Below are 18,142 nucleotides of genomic sequence, written 5' to 3' on the forward strand. Positions count from 1 at the left end.
CGAAACGCGGGCAGGTTGCCCACTGCGCTGATCATATCTTGTGCACCCCTCGCAATGTGATTAGCATCACAACTCACGGCGGCCGACATCCAGGCCGCATCCACGGCGAGGGCCATCACCGACCCAGTGACGGGCCCGATCGAGGAGGACCCCCATGGGAACGGTCAGTCTGAACACCCCGCCCACCGGCATGCCGCACGTGCCCGAACCGGACCTGCACCAGGTCCTGACGCCGGAGGGCCACCGCCGTCCGGACCATGACCTGGACCCCTGGCTGGAGGACGTGACCGCGACCATGCTGGCGGGGCTGCACCGGGACATGACGGTGATCCGCCGCCTGGACACCGAGTGCACCCACCTGCAGCGCCAGGGCGAGCTGGCCCTGTGGCCGCCGCTCCTGGGGCAGGAGGCCTCCCAGGTCGGTTCCGCTGCGGCGCTGCACCGTGAGGACTACGTGTTCCCCTCCTACCGGGAGAACGGGGTGGCCTACCTGCGGGGCGTCGACCCGCTCGGACTGGTCCGGCTGTGGCGTGGTTCCACCTACGCCGGCTGGAATCCGGCCGAGACCAACCTGGCCGCCCAGCAGATCATCATCGGCGCCCAGTCCCTGCACGCCGTCGGTTACGCCATGGGCCTGCGCCGGGACCACTCCGAGGCGGCCGCGATCAGCTACTTCGGGGACGGCGCCACCAGCCAGGGCGACGTCAACGAGGCCATGGTCTTCGCCGCGAGCTACCACGTCCCGGTCGTCTTCTTCTGCCAGAACAACCACTGGGCCATCTCGGAGCCCGTCACCCTCCAGGCGAGGCGGCACATCGCCGACCGCCCCTGGGGGTTCGGCATCCCGGCCATGCGCGTGGACGGTAATGACGTGCTGGCCGTGCTGGCCGCCACCCGCCGTGCCCTGGAGCGGGCCCGCAACGGCGGCGGCCCCACCTTCATCGAGGCGGTCACCTACCGCATGGGACCGCACACCACCGCCGACGACCCGACCCGCTACCGCTCGAAGGACGAGGTCGAGGCCTGGCGGGCCAAGGACCCCATCGACCGGGTGGAGGCCCACCTGGCCGCCACCCTGACGGACTCCGACCGGGACGCCCAGGGCGGGCCCCTGACGATCGAGGTGGTCCGCGCGGCGTCGGCGGCGGCCGCGGACGAGATGGCCGCCGCCCTGCGGACCGGCCTGGCCGGGCTGGTCGACCCGGGTCCCGAGGCGCTCTTCGAGCACGTCTACGCCGAGCCCCACCACGAGCTGGCCCGCCAGCGCGAGCACTATCGGCTCTACCTGGCCCAGTTCGACGGCGAGCAGCTGGAGGCGGGGACCCGATGAGCGCGCAGGAGATCACCTTCGGCAAGGCCATCACGGCGGGCCTGCGGGCCGCCCTGGCCGAGGACGAGAAGGTCGTGCTGATGGGGGAGGACATCGGCACCCTCGGCGGCGTCTTCCGCATCACCGACGGGCTGATGCAGGAGTTCGGGCCGGACCGGGTGGTGGACACCCCGCTGGCCGAGTCCGGGATCATGGGCACCGCCGTGGGACTGGCCTACCGGGGCTACCGGCCCGTGGTGGAGATCCAGTTCGACGGTTTCGTCTACCCCTCGTTCGACCAGATCGTCTCCCAGGTCGCCAAGACGTACTACCGCACCCGCGGCGCCGTGCCGATGCCGGTGACCATCCGGATCCCCTTCGGCGGCGGCATCGGGTCTCCGGAGCACCATTCCGAGTCCCCGGAGGCGTACTTCGTGCACACCGCCGGGCTGCGCGTGGTCTCCCCGTCCACGCCGCAGGAGGGTTACGACCTGATCCGGGCGGCCATCGCCAGCAACGACCCCGTGGTCTACCTCGAGCCCAAGCGCCGCTACCACGACCGCGGGCCGGTGGACCTCTCGGCCCCGCTCCGGCCCATGGGGCCGGCCGCGGTCGCCGCCGAGGGCACGGACGTCACGCTCGTTGCCTACGGTCCCCTGGTGAAGACCTGCCTGCAGGCCGCCGAGGCCGCCGCGGCCGAGGGCATCTCGATCGACGTCATCGACCTGCGTTCGCTCTCGCCCGTGGACTACGGGCTGATCGAGGCCTCGGTGCGCCGGACCGGACGACTGGTGATCACCCACGAGGCCAGCCGGACCGGGGGCCTGGGCGCGGAGATCGCCGCCACCGTGACCGAACGCTGCTTCCACTGGCTGGAGCACGCGCCGGTACGCGTCACGGGTTTCGACATCCCCTACCCTCCGGCCAAGCTGGAGCACCACCACGTCCCGGACCTGGACCGGATCCTGGATGGCGTGGACCGGGCCCTGGGCCGGGCCAATTCCCTGGACTCGATCGACCCGTTCGCGCCACCCACGCCGCTGGCCGCCGACGGAACGGAGCGTGGCTGAGATGCTGAAGGTCTTCAACCTGCCCGACCTGGGCGAGGGGCTCACCGAGTCCGAACTGCTGGACTGGAAGGTCTCGGTCGGCGATTCCGTCACCGTCAACCAGGTGCTCGCCGAGGTGGAGACGGCCAAGGCCGTCGTCGAGCTCTCGAGTCCCTTCGAGGGCACCATCACCGCCCTGCACGGTGAACCCGGTGCGGTGGTGGCCGTGGGGGCACCCATCGTGTCCTTCGACCTGCCGGGGGAGCCCGGGCAGGACGGGCCCGACGGCGCCGCCCCCGCCCGCTCCGACGGTCGCGTGCCCACGCTGGTCGGCTACGGCGCCGCCGCCGAGGGGGCCGGGCGCCCGGCTCGCCGGGCCCGGGCCGCCCAGGCGGTCCCAGCGGGGTCGGGGGCCCCGGCGCGTCCCTCCGCCGGCACCGGCGAACGGCCCCGCGCCACCCCGCCGGTGCGCAAGCTGGCCAAGGACCTGGGGCTGGAGCTGGCGGCCGTCCCGGGCACCGGGCCCGGTGGGGCCGTGACGCGTGACGACGTGACCCGGGCCGCGGAGCCCGGCCGCACGGTGGAGTCCGGCCGCACGGTGGAGCCCGGCCGCACGGTGGAGCCCGTGCCCGCCGCCGTGCGGACCCTGGGCGGACGGCCCCGCACGGAGGAGGAGGCCATCCGCTCCGTGCGCAAGGCCACGGCCGCGGCCATGACGGCGAGCGCCTTCACCGCGCCCCACGTGACGGAGTTCCTCACGGTGGACGCCACCGAGTCCCTCGAGCTGCTGGAGTCGCTCAAGGGCCACCGGGACTTCCGTGAACTGAAGCTGACCCCGCTGACCCTGGTGGCCCGGGCAGCCTGCCTGGCCCTCGAACGCACCCCGGGACTCAATGCCCGGTGGGACGGGGAGAACGGGCGGATCATCCGGCAGAACTACGTCAACCTGGGCATCGCGGCGGCCACGCCGCGCGGACTGATGGTCCCCAACGTCAAGGACGCCCAGGCGCTGGACCTGGCCGGGCTGGCCCGCGAGGTGGCCGCACTGACCGGGGCGGCGCGCGAGGGGGCACTCACCCCGGATCAGCTGACCGGCGGGACGTTCACGCTGACGAACGTCGGGGTGTTCGGGGTGGACGCGGGGACGCCGATCATCAATCCGGGCGAGGCGGGGATCCTGGCGCTGGGCCAGGTGCGCAGGATGCCGTGGGAGCACCGCGGCGAGATCGCGCTGCGGCAGGTCCTCACGCTGTCCCTGTCCTTCGACCACCGGCTGGTGGACGGTGAACAGGGCTCACGGTTCCTGGCGGACGTGGGTGCGGTCCTGCAACAACCGGGCATGGCCCTCGCGCTGTTCTAGTCGGGCTTCTAGACGGTATGTAGTGACCGCTCCGGCGTGGAGGGGTTGCGGGCCGGGGCCTCACTCACAGAGGTTCGTGGGTTACCGGACACGACGCCCCGTGCCCGGCCTTGCCGACAGTTGTGGGAGGCCCCGGTGTTTACCGAGCGTACGAGTGTCGGGCTCGATGTGCACGCACGATCCGTCGCGGCAGCGGCGATCGATGGCGTCACGGGAGAGCTCGTCCAATCCAGACTGACCCCATCGCACGAGCACATCCTCTCCTGGCTGCAGGATCTGCCCGGTCCGGTGGCCGTGGCCTACGAGGCCGGGCCGACCGGCTTTGGTCTCTGCCGGACGCTGAGAGAAGCGGGGATCCGGTGTGAGGTGGTGGCCCCGTCGAAGCTGCAACGCCCGGCCGGCGACCGGGTGAAAACCGATGCCAAGGACGCGGTGCACCTGGCCCGGTTGCTGAGATTGGATGAGATCACGCCCGTGGCGGTGCCTTCCGTCGACCAGGAGGCCGCCCGCGACTTAGTCCGAGCCAGGGAGGACTGCCGAGGAGATCTGATGCGGGCCCGACACCGGCTCTCGAAGCTCTTGCTGCGCCAGGGCCTGGTCTATTCCGGCGGCCAGGCGTGGACCGGCGCCCACCACACCTGGCTGGTGCACCAGGCCCAGCCGCAGCTGCTCCAGCGTGCGACTCGGTTAGCCTTCGATGCCGACTATGAAACGGTCATGGTTACTCTGATCCGCCGCAACCGGTTGGACAAGGACATCGCGGCGATGGCCGCGGAATCTGAGTTCACCCCGGTGGTGCGACGGCTCGGTTGCCTGCGTGGGGTCTCCACCCTGACCGGATTCGCCCTGGCCGTGGAGATCGGGGACTGGCACCGGTTCACCGGAAACAGCATTGGATCCTTCGTCGGGCTGGTTCCCTCCGAGCATTCCTCCGGCCAGACCCGGTCTCAGGGGCCGATCACCAAAGCTGGCAACACCCATGTGCGCCGGCTTTTGGTCGAGGCCGCCTGGCACCACCGGGCCCGGTACACCATCGGCAAGACCATGCGGGATCGGTGGGACCTGGCCCCGGGGCCGGCCCGGGCCCGCGGCGATGCCGGCAACCGGCGCCTGCACGAGAGGTGGGTGCGGTTCCTTGCCCGCGACAAACGGGGCACGGTGGCCAACGTCGCCGTGGCCCGGGAACTGGCCGGTTGGTGCTGGTCGCTGGCCGTGATGGGCGACTGAACCCACAGACTGCTTCGTCTCTCGTGGTGCCGGTGGCAGCGCCTGGAGCGACCCGCGATTCGACTATGAGCAACCGGGCCAGGCCCGGCGACGCTCGACTCTAGACACGCGATCCCGCTCCTGCCGAACACCCCGTCCTGCGGTATCCAACCCGCGCATATCAGTCTGACCGCGCGTCGATCATTGACACGCTCACCGGACTCGGAAGGCGAAGCAAGAGGCGCCCGCCCCACGATCGGGGACGGGCGCCTCACCCTGCCACTTGACAGACGTCCACTACATATCAGTCGAGCTGCATGATCAGCTCGGTCACCACCTCGGAGCGGGCGTTGGAGAACGTCTTGTCCTCGCCCACCACCGCGAAGCCACGGCGGGCGAGGATCTTCTGGGGCCCGACGTTGTCCGCGGGGACGTGGGCGCGGATGGGACGGTCCGTGAAGGAGGCGAGGAACGCGTCCACGGCCGAGGTGGTGATGCCCTGACCCCAGTACTCGCGGGCGGTCCAGAAGGAGAGCTCGGGAACGGAGCGGATGCCGGACACGATCAGGGCGCCGGCCACCGCGCCGTCCTGCTCGATGGTCCAGACCTGGGTGTCCGCGTCGTTGAGCAGTCCCGACCAGTGGTAGTCGAAGACGCCCCGGTCCTGCGGGTTGCGCGGGGCGAAGGCGGCCATCTGGTTGGCCTCGGGATCCTGCTGGTGCTCGAAGAAGCGGTCCAGGTCCTCGGATCGGACTTCACGAAGTTGCACGGGACAGTGACCTCCTCGTCACGGGTAGCCGCCGGATCCGGCGCGGGCTCGGACCCACTGTACGCGCAATCGGGGCCGGATCCGTGCGTGGTGGCGATCGAACGGGCCCCGGGTCTCGACAGCCCGCGGTACCGGTGACTACGATCTCCATCAGATTCGGTTACTAACCATTCACCGAAACCCAGTCGCCAGGAAGGCCACCGTCATGACCACTGCCCCCCAGTCCACCCGAGGCGCCGTCGCCGGGCCGGAACTCGACGAGGACTACCGCGACCTCGTGGCCATGGTCCGGGAGTTCGCCAACGAGGTCGTCGCCCCGGTGTCCGCCGAGCTCGACGCCCGGCACGAGTTCCCGTACGACATCGTGCGCCAGATGGGCGAGCTGGGCCTGTTCGGGTTGCCGTTCCCGGAGGAGTACGGCGGCATGGGCGGGGACTACTTCGCCCTGGCCCTGGCCCTGGAGGAGCTGGGCCGGGTCAACCAGTCGGTCGCGATCACCCTGGAGGCCGGGGTGTCCCTGGGGGCCATGCCGGTCTACCGGTTCGGCACCGAGGACCAGCGGCAGCAGTGGCTGCCGGAACTGGTCACGGCCCGGCGCCTGGCCGGATTCGGCCTGACCGAGCCGAACGGCGGCTCGGACGCCGGCGGGACGCAGACCACGGCCAGCCTGGCCGACGGCACCTGGACCGTCAACGGCGCCAAGGAGTTCATCACGAACTCCGGGACCGACATCACCAGCCTGGTCACCGTCACGGCGGTCACCGGGACCACCGCGGGCCGGGACGGGAAGCCGGGCAAGGAGATCTCGACCATCCTCGTGCCCTCCGGGACGCCCGGCTTCACGGTCGGCCAGGCCTATGACAAGGCCGGCTGGAACTCCTCGGACACCCATCCCCTGTTCTTCGACGACGTGCGGGTGCCCGAGGCCAACCTCCTGGGGGAGCGGGGGCGCGGTTACGCCAACTTCCTGTCCATCCTCGACGAGGGGCGCATCGCGATCGCCGCCCTGGCCACGGGGGCCGCCCAGGGCTGCGTGGACGAGTGCGTGGCCTACGCGAACACCCGCCTGGCCTTCGGGCAGCCGATCGGCAGGAACCAGGCCGTCTCCTTCAAGATCGCCCGGATGCAGGCGCGCGCCCACACCGCCCGGCTGGCGTACTACGAGGCGGCGGCCAAGATGCTGGCCGGCAAGCCGTTCAAGACCGAGGCCGCCATCGCCAAGCTGGTCGCCGGCGAGGCCGCCATGGACAACGCCCGGGACGCCACCCAGGTGTTCGGCGGCTACGGGTTCATGAATGAGTCGCTGGTGACCCGCCACTACCGCGACTCCAAGATCCTGGAGATCGGCGAGGGCACCACCGAGGTGCAGCTGATGCTGATCGCCCGTTCGCTGGGGCTCTGATCGACCAACCCTGTGATGGACTTCACTTTCTGTCTAGGATAACCACGTCATAACTCTCACAGGCATCCTCGTGATGCCGTCCTGACAAGGGGGCTTCGTGTCTTCAACACCACACCCCGACCTGGCTGACAACGGTCACGTCGACTTCCGGGCCGTACAGTCCACACCGCAATTCCAGGAGCTGCGCCGCACCCACCGGAGCTTCGTCTTCCCGTGGACCGTGGTGTTCCTGGTCTGGTACTTCCTCTACGTCATCCTCGCGGCGTACTTCCCCGAGTTCATGGCGATCAAGGTGCTCGGCAACATCAACCTCGGCATCGTCATCGGGCTGCTGCAGTTCGTCTCCACCTTCGTGATCACCGGCCTGTACGTGTCCTTCGCGAACCGCAGGCTGGACCCGAAGGCCACCGCCATCCGCGAGGAACTCGAGGCTCTCGATCCCTCCATCGCCAACCAGAGCCTCGCTGAGGGAGGAAACAAGTGAACATCGCCCCCGTCCTCACCACCGCCGCCGAGGGGACCAACGTCGGCGAGCCCTGGCTCAACATCCTGATCTTCGGCATCTTCGTCGCCATCACCCTGGTCATCGTGCTCAGGGCCTCGAAGAACACCAAGACCGCAGCCGACTACTACGCCGGCGGCCGCTCCTTCACGGGCACCCAGAACGGCACCGCCATCGCCGGCGACTACCTGTCGGCGGCCTCGTTCCTCGGCATCGTGGGCGCGATCGCGATCAACGGTTACGACGGCTTCCTGTACTCGATCGGCTTCCTCGTCGCCTGGCTCGTCGCCCTGCTCCTGGTGGCCGAGCTGCTGCGCAACACCGGCAAGTTCACGATGGCGGACGTGCTGTCCTTCCGACTGCAGCAGAAGCCCGTGCGCATCGCCGCTGCGCTGAGCACCCTGATGGTCTGCGTGTTCTACCTGCTGGCGCAGATGGCCGGTGCGGGCGCCCTGGTGTCCCTGCTGCTGGGCATCGACGACCGGCTCGGGCAGTCCCTCGTCATCGCCATCGTCGGGGCGCTGATGATCCTCTACGTGCTGGTCGGCGGCATGAAGGGCACCACCTGGGTGCAGATCATCAAGGCCTGCCTGCTGATCGCCGGCGCCTTCATCATGACCGTCTGGGTGCTGGCCCTGTTCGGTTTCAATTTCTCGGCCCTGCTCGGTCAGGCCGTCGCGCTCAGCCCCCATGGCGAGGCCATCCTCGCCCCGGGCCTGCAGTACGGCGTCAGCGAGGTCGCCAAGCTCGACTTCCTGTCCCTCGGTCTGGCCCTCGTCCTGGGCACCGCCGGCCTGCCGCACGTGCTGATGCGCTTCTACACGGTGCCCACGGCCAAGGAGGCCCGCAAGTCCGTGGTGTGGGCGATCGTGCTCATCGGCGCCTTCTACCTGTTCACCCTGGTGCTGGGTTATGGGGCCGGCGCGCTGATCGGCCCTGAGCGGATCCTCAGCGCCCCGGGCGGAGTCAACTCCGCGGCCCCCTACCTGGCCTTCGAGCTGGGCGGACCGCTGCTGCTGGGCCTGATCTCCGCCGTCGCGTTCGCGACCATCCTGGCGGTCGTGGCCGGACTGACGATCACGGCGGCCGCCTCCTTCGCTCACGACGTCTACGCCTCCGTGCTGGCCAAGCACAAGCCGAGCCCGGAGAAGGAGGTCAAGATCGCCCGCCGCACCGTCGTGGTCATCGGCATCCTGGCCATCGTGGGCGGTATCGGTGCGCAGGGCCAGAACGTCGCCTTCCTCGTGGCGCTCGCATTCGCGGTGGCCGCCTCGGCCAACCTGCCCACCATCCTCTACTCGCTGTTCTGGAAGGGCTTCACCACCCGGGGCGCGCAGTGGTCGATGTACGGCGGACTGGCCGCGGCGATCCTCCTGATCGTCTTCTCCCCGGTCATGTCGGGCACCGAGACCTCGATGATCCCGGGTGCCGACTTCGCCTTCTTCCCGCTGAAGAACCCGGGCATCATCTCGATCCCGCTCGCGTTCTTCCTCGGCTGGCTGGGCTCGGTCACGGAGAAGCGTGCCGAGGACCCCGCCAAGCAGGCGGAGATGGAGGTCCGTTCCCTCACCGGTGTCGGTGCCGAGAAGGCGGTCGACCACTGACCGGCTGACCGCCCCGACGGCGACGGCCTCGGACCACCTCGGTCCGGGGCCGTCGCGCTGTCCTGCCGCCGCGGCCGGTGCAGGCACCTCCCAGCGGACCCGGCCATAATGGACCGGTGACCTCCGCCCAGACCGTCCCCGCCACCGCCACCCCCGAACGCCGACGGGTCACCCTGATCGGGTCCACCGGGTCGATCGGCACCCAGGGGCTGGACGTCATCGCCCAGGCCCCCGAGCGCTTCACCGTGGCCGGGCTCGCCGGCGGTGCCAACACCACGCTGCTGGCCCGGCAGGCGGTCGCCACCGGGGCCCAGGCCGTGGGCAGCGCCACCGCCACCACGGACGAACTGGCCCGGGCGATCGCCGCCGCCGCCGCCGAGGCGGGCGTCCCGGTGCCGTCGCAGGCCCTGTTCACCGGGCCCACCGCGGCGGCCGAGGTGGCCGCGTGGGAGGACGCCGACGTCGTGCTCAACGGCATCACCGGCTCCATCGGTCTGGGGCCCACCCTCGCCGCCCTGCAGGCCGGACACCTGCTGGCCCTGGCCAACAAGGAGTCCCTGATCGTCGGCGGGGCCCTCGTCCGGGCCGCCGCGGCCCCCGGACAGCTGGTCCCGGTGGACTCCGAGCACTCCGCGCTGGCCCAGGCCCTGCGCTCCGGGTCCGCCCACGAGGTCCGCCGGCTGGTCCTCACCGCCTCCGGCGGGCCCTTCCGTGGCCGCAACCGGTCCCAGCTGGCCACCGTCACCCCGGCCGAGGCCCTCGCGCACCCCACCTGGGACATGGGCAGGGTGGTCACCACCAACTCGGCCACCATGGTCAACAAGGCCCTCGAGGTGATCGAGGCCCACCTGCTCTTCGACGTCCCCCTGGACCGGATCGACGTGGTGGTCCACCCCCAGTCCGTGGTCCACTCCATGGTCGAGTTCACGGACGGCTCCACCATCGCGCAGGCCTCACCGCCGGACATGCGCCTGCCCATCGCGCTGGGGATCGGCTGGCCGCATCGGGTGCCCGGCGCGGCACCGGGCTGCGACTGGACGCAGGCGGCCACGTGGACCTTCGAACCCCTGGACGAGGAGGCGTTCGGCGCCGTGGCCCTGGCCAAGCAGGCCGCCGCGGCCTCGCCCACCCACATGGCCGTCTTCAACGCCGCCAACGAGGAGGCCGTGGAGGCCTTCCACGACGGGGCCATCGGCTTCCTGGACATCGAGGACACCGTGCGCGCCGTGGTGGGGGAGTACGACCCGGACGCCGTGCTCGAGGGCCAGGGGCTGACGGTCGAGTCCCTGGCGGCCGCCGAGCGGTGGGCCCGCACCGCGGCGCGGTCACGCTGGGACGGGCGGTGACGGGCGTGGAGGTGCTCTGGTTCATCATCGGGGTGCTCGCCGTGGCACTCGGGATCGCCGTGTCCATCGCGTTGCACGAGGTCGGGCACCTCGTCCCCGCCAAGCTCTTCGGCGTGCGGGTCACCCAGTACATGATCGGGTTCGGTCCCACGCTGTTCTCCCGCCGCAGGGGGGAGACCGAGTACGGCGTGAAGGCCATCCCGCTGGGCGGTTACGTGTCCATGATCGGCATGTACCCGCCCGTGCACCCGGAGGCGGGGGAACGTCCGCGCAATGCCAGCACCGGCATGTTCCAGCAGATGGCCACGGACGCCCGGCAGATGTCCGCCGAGGAGCTGCGCCCCGGGGACGAGAAGAGGATGTTCATCGCCCTGCCGGTCTGGAAGCGGATCGTCATCATGCTCGGCGGCCCCTTCATGAACCTCGTCATCGCCTTCGTGCTCACGGCCGTCCTCGTCACCACCACCGGGGTCGCCACCCCCTCCACCACCGTCTCGGAGGTCTTCCGGTGCGTGGTGCCCGCCGCCGTCCAGCAGGAGCGGGCCGCCGCCGGCCAGGAGGACTGCCAGCCCGGGGACCCGGAGGCCCCGGCCTACGCGGCCGGCCTGCAGCCCGGGGACACCATCACCGCGTTCGACGGCACGCCCGTGCGGACATGGGACGAGCTCTCCGGCGCCATCCGGGACCGGGCCGGCCGGCCCACCGCCGTGACCTGGGAACGGGACGGCGTGGAGCAGGTCGGCACCATCACCCCGCGGCTCACCGAACGGCCCGTCACGGATGAGCTGGGCAGGGTCCAGGAGGACCCCGACGGCAGCCCCCGCACCGAACAGGTCGGCTTCGTGGGCATGGGGTCTCAGGTCGAGAACGTCCCCGCCCCGGTGACGGAGGCGTTCCCGGTGATGGGCCGGCAGCTGCAGGCCACCGCCGAGGTAGTGGTGGTGCTGCCCGTGAAGCTCTGGGAGACCGCGGAGGCGGTGTTCGGCCCCGAGGAGCGGGACCCCAACGGGCCGATGTCCGTGGTCGGCGTCGGCCGGATCGCCGGTGAGGCGGCCGCCCTGCCGGAGGTGCCCCTGGCGGACAAGGCCTCGATGCTGCTGTCCCTGGTGGCCGGCGTCAACGTGGCCCTGATGGTGTTCAACCTCATCCCGCTGCTGCCCCTGGACGGCGGACACGTGGCCGGGGCGCTGTGGGAGGCGATCCGCCGCGGCTGGGCCAGGATCACCCGGCGCCAGGACCCCGGCCCGTTCGACATCGCCCGGCTCCTGCCGCTGACCTACGTGGTGGGCATCGCCCTGCTGGGCATGGGGCTGCTGCTCATCGTGGCGGACATCGTGGAACCCGTCCGCTTGTTCTGACCCGCCCCTGACCTAGGGTGGGGGCATGGAGAAGATCTTCGCCGTCCAGTACACCTACGTCGCCGGGCTCGGGGAGGAGCGTGATGCCCACCGTGCCGCGCACCGCGAGTTCCTGACCTCCCTGGGGCCGGCCATGGTGGCCGCCGGGGCCTTCGTCGACGACCCCTCGGCCGCCCTGCTGCTGGTCCGCGCGGACTCCGATGAGGCCGTCCGGGACCTGCTCGACGGCGACCCGTTCAAGAAGCAGGGCCTGATCCACTCCACCGACGTCCACGAGTGGAGCTGCGCCGTGGGGGAGCAGGCCGCGGTGATCCGGGGCGGGCACTCCTGATCCGCCCGAGCCGCCGGGCACTGCTGGCCGGGCTCACCGGCACCGGTACCGCCGCGTTCCTCACCGCCTGCACCTCCTCCGACGGCACTCCGGGCGGGACCGGGGCGCCGGCGTCGTCCCCGGCCCCCACCCGGACAGCGTCCCCGGCCCCCGCCCCGACGACGGCCCCGGAGCTGCCCGGGGGCGGCACCCGGTTGTTCCCGGGCCGGCGGATGGTCGCGCTCTACGGGACTCCCGGAACCGGTGCGCTCGGGATGCTCGGCGAGCAGGACGTGGACGAGGCGATCGCCCGGGCCGCGGAGCTGGCCGCCGAGTACCAGGAGCACAGCCGGGAGCCGGTCATCCCGGCGTTCGAGATCATCTCCACCGTGGCCACCGCCGCCCCCGGCCCCACCGGGCACTACAGCACCCCGGTGGACCCCGACCGGTTGCGCGCCTGGGTCGAGGCGGCCGGCGAGGCGGACACCTACGTGGTGCTGGACCTGCAGCCGGGGACCGCGGACTTCCTCAGCCAGGCCCGGATGTTCGAGGACCTGCTGGCACGGCCCCACGTGGGTCTCGCCCTGGACCCCGAGTGGCGGTTGCGGCCGGGGCAGCGGCACATGCGGCAGGTCGGCCAGGTCTCCGCCGCCGAGGTCAACGAGGTCACCGCCTGGCTGGCCGGACTCGTGACCGCGCACCGGCTGCCGGAGAAGCTGGTGATCCTGCACCAGTTCCAGGTGCGGATGATCCCGGACCGCCGGGACGTGGAGTCCCGCGACGGACTGGTGCTGATGGTCCACGCGGACGGCCACGGGACCCCGGACCAGAAGCAGGAGACCTGGCGGGCCCTGAAGCAGAACCTGCCGGCCGGGATGCGCCTGGGCTGGAAGAACTTCGTCGACGAGGACCACCCGACGTTCACGCCGGAGCAGACCATGACCATGGTCACTCCCCAGCCGTGGTTCGTCTCCTACCAGTAGACTGGGCTCGAATCCTAACCGTCAGTGAACCAGGAGTCCCTCCGTGCCCGTCAGCCTCGGCATGCCCGCCGCCCCGCCGCCCGTCCTGGCCCCGCGCCGCAAGACGAGGCAGATCTCCGTGGGCAGGGTCGGCGTCGGCTCGGACCACCCGGTCTCCGTGCAGTCGATGACCACCACGAAGACCCATGACATCGGGGCGACCCTGCAGCAGATCGCCGAGCTCACCGCCGCCGGCTGTGACATCGTGCGCGTGGCGTGCCCCACGGACAAGGACGCCGCCGCCCTGAAGGTGATCGCCCAGCAGTCCACCATCCCGGTCATCGCGGACATCCACTTCCAGCCCAAGTACGTCTTCGCGGCGATCGAGGCCGGCTGCGGCGCCGTCCGGGTGAACCCGGGCAACATCAAGCGCTTCGACGACCAGGTCAAGGAGATCGCCCAGGCCGCCTCCGAGGCCGGCACCTCCATCCGGATCGGCGTCAACGCCGGCTCCCTGGACAAGCGCCTGCTGGAGAAGTACGGCAGGGCCACCCCGGAGGCCCTCGTGGAGTCCGCGGTCTGGGAGGCCTCCCTGTTCGAGGAGCACGGCTTCCGGGACTTCAAGATCTCGGTCAAGCACAACGACCCGGTGGTCATGGCCCGCGCCTACGAACTGCTGGCCGCGCGCGGCGACTGGCCGCTGCACCTGGGCGTGACCGAGGCCGGACCGGCCTTCCAGGGGACCATCAAGTCGGCCACCGCCTTCGGTTACCTGCTGGGCCAGGGGATCGGGGACACCATCCGCGTCTCGCTGTCCGCGCCGCCGGTCGAGGAGATCAAGGTCGGCCTGCAGATCCTGCAGTCCCTGAACCTGCGCGAGCGCAAGCTGGACATCGTCTCCTGCCCGTCCTGCGGACGCGCCCAGGTGGACGTCTACTCGCTGGCCGAGGAGGTCACCGAGGGGCTCAAGGACCTGACCGTGCCCCTGCGCGTGGCCGTCATGGGCTGCGTCGTCAACGGCCCGGGCGAGGCCCGCGAGGCCGACCTGGGGGTGGCCTCCGGCAACGGCAAGGGCCAGATCTTCATCAAGGGCGAGGTCATCAAGACCGTCCCCGAGGACCAGATCGTCGAGACCCTGCTGGCGGAGGCGCGTCGCATCGCGGCCGAGTCCGGCATCGAGGACGGCAGCGGGGAAGGGACTGATGGCCGGGATCCTGTCCAGGGCTCGCCCGTGGTCACCGTCAGCTGACGACGCCGTCCGCCGGGCCACCGGCGGAGTCGTCCGCGTCCTGACGCCCGCGGACACCGCGGCCCTGGCCGCGCTGGCCGCCGCGGACCCGGTGGCCAACTGCTTCGTCGAGTCCGTCCTCGAGAACGGCCGGCACGCCGGCAGCACCCGCTCCGGCGGGTCCCTGTTCCTGGGCATCGACGCCGCCGCAGCGCCCCCGGCCCCCGGCCGGGCCCCGAGACGCGGCCCCGGGCTGGAGGCCGCCTGCTGGGTGGGTGCCAACATCGTCCCGGTCGGCGCCTCCCCCGAGGCCGGCGCCCTGTTCGGCCGCGCACTGCTGGCACTGCGGCGCCGCTACGCCTCCGTCTACGGCCCTCGCGACGCCGTGCTCTCGATCTGGCAGGAACTGGGCCGGGGGCCCCAGCGCGCCCGCCAGGTGCGCGACGAGCAACCGCTGATGGTCCTGCCCGGCGCGCCCGCCGTCGAGCCCTCGCCCCGGGTGCGGCCGGCCCGGCCGAAGGAGTTCCACACCGTGCTGCCGGCCTGCGTGGCGATGTTCGAGGAGGAACTCGGGTTCTCGCCGCTGGCCAACGGTGCCGTGCAGTACCGGCTGCGCGTGGAGGACCTCATCCGCAACGGTCACTGCCTCGTGGACCTGGACGACGCCGGCCGGGTCCGGTTCAAGGCCGACCTCGGGGTGGTCTCGGCCCGGTGCTCCCAGATCCAGGGGGTGTGGGTGGACCCCTCGCTGCGCGGCCGCGGGCTGGCGGCACCCTCGATGGCGGCGGTCGCGGCCTACGCCCACACCATCACGGAGCACGTGAGCCTCTACGTCAACAGCTTCAACACGGCGGCCCTGCGGACCTACCGGACCGTAGGGTTCGAACAGGTCGGCACGTTCGCCACCGTGCTGCTCTAGCCGGTCCACGGCACGCGGGTGACCTATGCTTTCCTAGTCATCACCACCGGCGTCCAGAAAGCACAGCCTGGCCATGAATCCTCACCCCTTCCGCCCCGCCCCCGCGCTGCGGGCCGTCCTGGGCGCCGGCGTGCTGGCCCTGGCCCTCACCGCCTGCGGCGGGTCCGGCACGGAGGGGGAGACCACCCCGGCCCCGCCCACGGGGTCGGCCACCGGGTCGGCCACCGGGTCGGCCGCGGAGGCCACCCCGAGCGCCTCGACGACCCAGGACGGGGCGGTCTCCGGTATCGAGGCCGCCCTCAAGGCCGTCCTGGGGGAGCAGGCGCAGATCGTCAGCGGGGACAGGCTCCAGCAGCTGACCGAGAGCGCCCAGGGCATGACCGCGGAGATGACGGTCACCCCCGAGGAGTGCGGCCAGCAGGGACTGGCAGCGCAGACGGGCCGGTTGCCGGAGGGCACCGAGCTGGTCGGGGGGATCGTGGTCGACGCCGAGGACCCGGCCTCCCCGGCGTCTGACATGCTCAGCGTCACCCTGTTCCCGGACGCCGCCGCGGCCACTGCGGCCCTGGCCGACTACGAGGAGTTCGCCCGGACGTGCTCGTCCTACACGATCGGGATGGGGGAGGGGATGACCGCAGAGGCCACCCTGGAACTCGCCGACGTGGAGGCCGACGCCGACGCCGCGCTGGCCATGACGATCGGCACGTCCGTGGCGATCGAGGACGTCGACCTGCCCGAGGGCACCGAGTCCTCCACCTCCACCACCCTCTACGTCCAGGACGGCGAGAGACTGGTCACCTACGCGGGTTCCCGCGTCGGGGACCGGACCGTCCCCGTCGAGGAGGGCCTGGAGAAGGTCGAGTCCCTGCGCGCCGAACTCGACGGCTGAACACCGTCCCCCGCTTTCCCAGACCGCAACACCGTACCCACCGATCGGAGCCGAAGTGCCCCTGCGCATGTCCACCCTGTTCCTCCGCACCCTGCGTGATGACCCGGCCGACGCCGAGGTCGCCAGCCACCGGCTGCTCGTGCGCGCCGGCTACATCCGCCGAGCCGGCCCGGGCGCCTTCACCTGGCTGCCGCTGGGCATGCGGGTGAAGAACCGGGTCGAGCAGATCGTGCGCGAGGAGATGGACGCGATCGGCGGCCAGGAGGTCCAGTTCCCGGCCCTGCTGCCCAAGGAGCCCTACGAGGTCTCCGGGCGCTGGGAGGACTACGGCGACGGCATCTTCCGCGTCAAGGACCGCAAGGGCGCCGACTTCCTGCTCGCGCCCACCCACGAGGAGATGTTCACCCTCCTGGTCAAGGACCACTACTCCTCCTACAAGGACCTGCCGGCGTACCTGTACCAGATCCAGACCAAGTACCGGGACGAGGCCCGGCCGCGGGCGGGCCTGTTGCGGGTGCGGGAGTTCATCATGAAGGACTCCTATTCCTTCACCGTGGACGACGCCGGCCTCGAGCGTGCCTATCAGGACCATCGGGCCGCCTACCTGCGCATCTTCGCCCGGCTGGGCCTGGAGGTCGTGCCGGTGCAGGCCACGGCCGGCGCGATGGGCGGTTCTGCCTCGGAGGAGTTCCTGCACCCCTCGCCGATCGGCGAGGACACCTTCGTGGAGTCCGACGGCGGCTACCGCGCCAACGTCGAGGCGGTCACCACCGTGGCACCCGCACCGCTGGACGAGGCGGCGCTCGCGGGCGCCCCGGCGGCCGAGGTGAAGGACACCCCGGACTCGACGACGATCGCGGCCCTGGTGGAGGTGTCGAACCAGCTCGCCCCGCGTGCGCAGGGCGAGTGGACCGCCGCGGACACGCTCAAGTGCGTCGTGGTCACCGCCGTGCTCGACGGCGAGCAGCGGCGGCCCTTCGTCGTCGCCGTGCCCGGGGACCGGGACGTCGACCTCAAGCGGCTGGAGTCCGGCGTCGGGGAACTGCTCGGCGCCACGGGCGAACCGACCCTCGAGGCGGCCACCGAGGAGGACCTGGGGAAGGTGCCCTCCTTCGTCAAGGGGTACATCGGCCCGGCCCGCGTCGCGGCGGACGGTGCGTCGACCCAGTTCCTGGGCGGCGAGGCCGAATCCGGCGTGCCCTTCTTCGTGGACCCGCGGATCGCCCCCGGCACCCCCTGGATCACCGGGGCCAACGCGTCCCAGCAGCACGTCTTCGGCCTCGTGGCCGGGCGCGACTTCACCTGGGACGGCGTCGTCGAGGCCACCGCGGTGCGCGACGGCGACCCGGCCCCGGACGGCTCGGGGCCCCTGCGGACCCGTCGCGGCATCGAGATGGGCCACATCTTCCAGCTCGGCCGCCGCTATGCCGAGGCACTGGACCTGAAGGTGCTCGACGAGAACGGCAAGCAGGTCGTCGTCACCATGGGCTCCTACGGCATCGGCGTCACCCGGGCCATCGCCGCCCTGGCCGAGTCCAACCACGACGAGAAGGGCCTGGTGTGGCCGCGGGCGGTGGCCCCGGCCGACGTCCACGTGGTGGCCACCGGCAAGGGCGAGGAGATCTTCGCCGCCGCCGAGGAACTGGTCGCGGGCCTGGAGGAACGCGGACTGACGGTGCTCTACGACGACCGGAAGAAGGTCTCCGCCGGCGTGAAGTTCTCCGACGTGGAACTCATCGGCATCCCCACCTCCGTGGTGGTGGGCCGCGGGCTCGCCCACGGCGTCGTGGAGGTCAAGGACCGGGCGACCGGGGAGGCCCGGGAGGTGGAGGTGGCCAGGGCCGCCGACGTCATCGCCACGCTCGTGGCCGGCTGATCCGGGCGGGAGGGGACCGTGCTGACGGGGCTGGAGGAGATCACCGCCGCCAC

At 71.4% G+C, this 18,142-nt stretch carries 16 protein-coding genes; 15 read left to right on the plus strand and 1 reads right to left on the minus strand.

Annotation, left to right across the window (positions count from 1 at the left end; translation table 11 throughout):
- Positions 1–154: 154 nt before the first annotated feature.
- The 4 genes from GGQ69_RS02615 to GGQ69_RS02630 all read left to right on the plus strand — a co-directional run bounded on the left by GGQ69_RS02615 (position 155) and on the right by GGQ69_RS02630 (position 4,945).
- Complete coding sequence (locus GGQ69_RS02615; RefSeq protein ID WP_183524230.1) at positions 155–1,330, plus strand: thiamine pyrophosphate-dependent dehydrogenase E1 component subunit alpha; 1,176 nt, start codon at positions 155–157, stop codon at positions 1,328–1,330.
- Positions 1,327–2,379 (plus strand): alpha-ketoacid dehydrogenase subunit beta, encoded by a 1,053-nt coding sequence (locus GGQ69_RS02620; RefSeq protein ID WP_010142768.1) that lies wholly within the window; start codon positions 1,327–1,329, stop codon positions 2,377–2,379. The genes GGQ69_RS02615 and GGQ69_RS02620 overlap by 4 nt, the downstream gene beginning before the upstream one ends.
- Before the next feature lies 1 nt (position 2,380).
- On the plus strand, positions 2,381–3,718 hold the full coding sequence (locus GGQ69_RS02625; RefSeq protein ID WP_183528218.1) for a dihydrolipoamide acetyltransferase family protein: 1,338 nt from the start codon (positions 2,381–2,383) through the stop codon (positions 3,716–3,718).
- 168 nt (positions 3,719–3,886) lie between these two features.
- The gene (locus tag GGQ69_RS02630; RefSeq protein ID WP_370577087.1) at positions 3,887–4,945 is read left to right on the plus strand and encodes an IS110 family transposase; all 1,059 of its coding nucleotides are present in this window, start codon (positions 3,887–3,889) and stop codon (positions 4,943–4,945) included.
- A gap of 283 nt (positions 4,946–5,228) precedes the next feature.
- On the opposite strand, the gene GGQ69_RS02635 is transcribed toward GGQ69_RS02630, so the two are convergent.
- Positions 5,229–5,693, minus strand: a complete 465-nt coding sequence (locus tag GGQ69_RS02635) for a GNAT family N-acetyltransferase (protein WP_183524236.1) — start codon at positions 5,691–5,693, stop codon at positions 5,229–5,231.
- Positions 5,694–5,898: 205 nt separating this feature from the next.
- Here GGQ69_RS02635 and GGQ69_RS02640 point away from each other — a divergent pair, with 205 nt between their 5' ends.
- From GGQ69_RS02640 to GGQ69_RS02690, 11 genes are all read left to right on the plus strand, one after another.
- Positions 5,899–7,095, plus strand: a complete 1,197-nt coding sequence (locus GGQ69_RS02640) for an acyl-CoA dehydrogenase family protein (protein WP_183524240.1) — start codon at positions 5,899–5,901, stop codon at positions 7,093–7,095.
- A 97-nt stretch (positions 7,096–7,192) separates the two neighbouring features.
- Positions 7,193–7,579 carry a DUF485 domain-containing protein gene (locus GGQ69_RS02645; protein ID WP_183524243.1) on the plus strand — a complete coding sequence of 129 codons (387 nt, stop codon included), beginning with the start codon at positions 7,193–7,195 and terminating at the stop codon, positions 7,577–7,579.
- The gene (locus GGQ69_RS02650; RefSeq protein ID WP_183524244.1) at positions 7,576–9,201 is read left to right on the plus strand and encodes a cation acetate symporter; all 1,626 of its coding nucleotides are present in this window, start codon (positions 7,576–7,578) and stop codon (positions 9,199–9,201) included. The genes GGQ69_RS02645 and GGQ69_RS02650 overlap by 4 nt, the downstream gene beginning before the upstream one ends.
- Positions 9,202–9,317: 116 nt before the next feature.
- A complete protein-coding gene (gene dxr, locus GGQ69_RS02655; protein ID WP_183524247.1) occupies positions 9,318–10,547 on the plus strand; it encodes a 1-deoxy-D-xylulose-5-phosphate reductoisomerase in 1,230 nt (409 codons plus the stop codon).
- Positions 10,544–11,905, plus strand: a complete 1,362-nt coding sequence (locus GGQ69_RS02660) for an RIP metalloprotease (RefSeq protein WP_183524250.1) — start codon at positions 10,544–10,546, stop codon at positions 11,903–11,905. The genes dxr and GGQ69_RS02660 overlap by 4 nt, the downstream gene beginning before the upstream one ends.
- Before the next feature lie 25 nt (positions 11,906–11,930).
- A complete protein-coding gene (locus GGQ69_RS02665) occupies positions 11,931–12,236 on the plus strand; it encodes a YciI family protein (RefSeq protein ID WP_183524253.1) in 306 nt (101 codons plus the stop codon).
- Positions 12,182–13,198 carry a hypothetical protein gene (locus GGQ69_RS02670; protein WP_183524256.1) on the plus strand — a complete coding sequence of 339 codons (1,017 nt, stop codon included), beginning with the start codon at positions 12,182–12,184 and terminating at the stop codon, positions 13,196–13,198. Before GGQ69_RS02665 ends, GGQ69_RS02670 begins: the two co-directional genes overlap by 55 nt.
- A gap of 61 nt (positions 13,199–13,259) precedes the next feature.
- The gene (gene ispG / locus GGQ69_RS02675; RefSeq protein ID WP_040385342.1) at positions 13,260–14,426 is read left to right on the plus strand and encodes a flavodoxin-dependent (E)-4-hydroxy-3-methylbut-2-enyl-diphosphate synthase; all 1,167 of its coding nucleotides are present in this window, start codon (positions 13,260–13,262) and stop codon (positions 14,424–14,426) included.
- Positions 14,380–15,324 (plus strand): DUF4081 domain-containing GNAT family N-acetyltransferase, encoded by a 945-nt coding sequence (locus GGQ69_RS02680; protein WP_183524259.1) that lies wholly within the window; start codon positions 14,380–14,382, stop codon positions 15,322–15,324. The genes ispG and GGQ69_RS02680 overlap by 47 nt, the downstream gene beginning before the upstream one ends.
- Positions 15,325–15,397: 73 nt before the next feature.
- Positions 15,398–16,213 (plus strand): sensor domain-containing protein, encoded by an 816-nt coding sequence (locus GGQ69_RS02685; protein WP_183524261.1) that lies wholly within the window; start codon positions 15,398–15,400, stop codon positions 16,211–16,213.
- Between the two features lie 55 nt (positions 16,214–16,268).
- Entirely contained in the window at positions 16,269–18,089 is a 1,821-nt protein-coding gene (locus GGQ69_RS02690) for a proline--tRNA ligase (RefSeq protein ID WP_183524264.1), read from the plus strand.
- Positions 18,090–18,142: the final 53 nt, after the last annotated feature.

This window comes from Micrococcus sp. TA1, from assembly GCF_014199555.1.
Taxonomy (GTDB): domain Bacteria; phylum Actinomycetota; class Actinomycetes; order Actinomycetales; family Micrococcaceae; genus Citricoccus.

What these genes read in the sequence shown, in the direction of transcription:
- GGQ69_RS02640 (WP_183524240.1), top strand. Translation starts at nt 5,899, where the DNA reads ATGACCACTGCCCCCCAGTCCACCCGAGGCGCCGTCGCCGGGCCGGAA.
- GGQ69_RS02615 (WP_183524230.1), top strand. Translation starts at nt 155, where the DNA reads ATGGGAACGGTCAGTCTGAACACCCCGCCCACCGGCATGCCGCACGTG.
- GGQ69_RS02685 (WP_183524261.1), top strand. Translation starts at nt 15,398, where the DNA reads ATGAATCCTCACCCCTTCCGCCCCGCCCCCGCGCTGCGGGCCGTCCTG.
- ispG (WP_040385342.1), top strand. Translation starts at nt 13,260, where the DNA reads ATGCCCGCCGCCCCGCCGCCCGTCCTGGCCCCGCGCCGCAAGACGAGG.
- GGQ69_RS02620 (WP_010142768.1), top strand. Translation starts at nt 1,327, where the DNA reads ATGAGCGCGCAGGAGATCACCTTCGGCAAGGCCATCACGGCGGGCCTG.
- GGQ69_RS02625 (WP_183528218.1), top strand. Translation starts at nt 2,381, where the DNA reads ATGCTGAAGGTCTTCAACCTGCCCGACCTGGGCGAGGGGCTCACCGAG.
- GGQ69_RS02665 (WP_183524253.1), top strand. Translation starts at nt 11,931, where the DNA reads ATGGAGAAGATCTTCGCCGTCCAGTACACCTACGTCGCCGGGCTCGGG.
- GGQ69_RS02680 (WP_183524259.1), top strand. Translation starts at nt 14,380, where the DNA reads ATGGCCGGGATCCTGTCCAGGGCTCGCCCGTGGTCACCGTCAGCTGAC.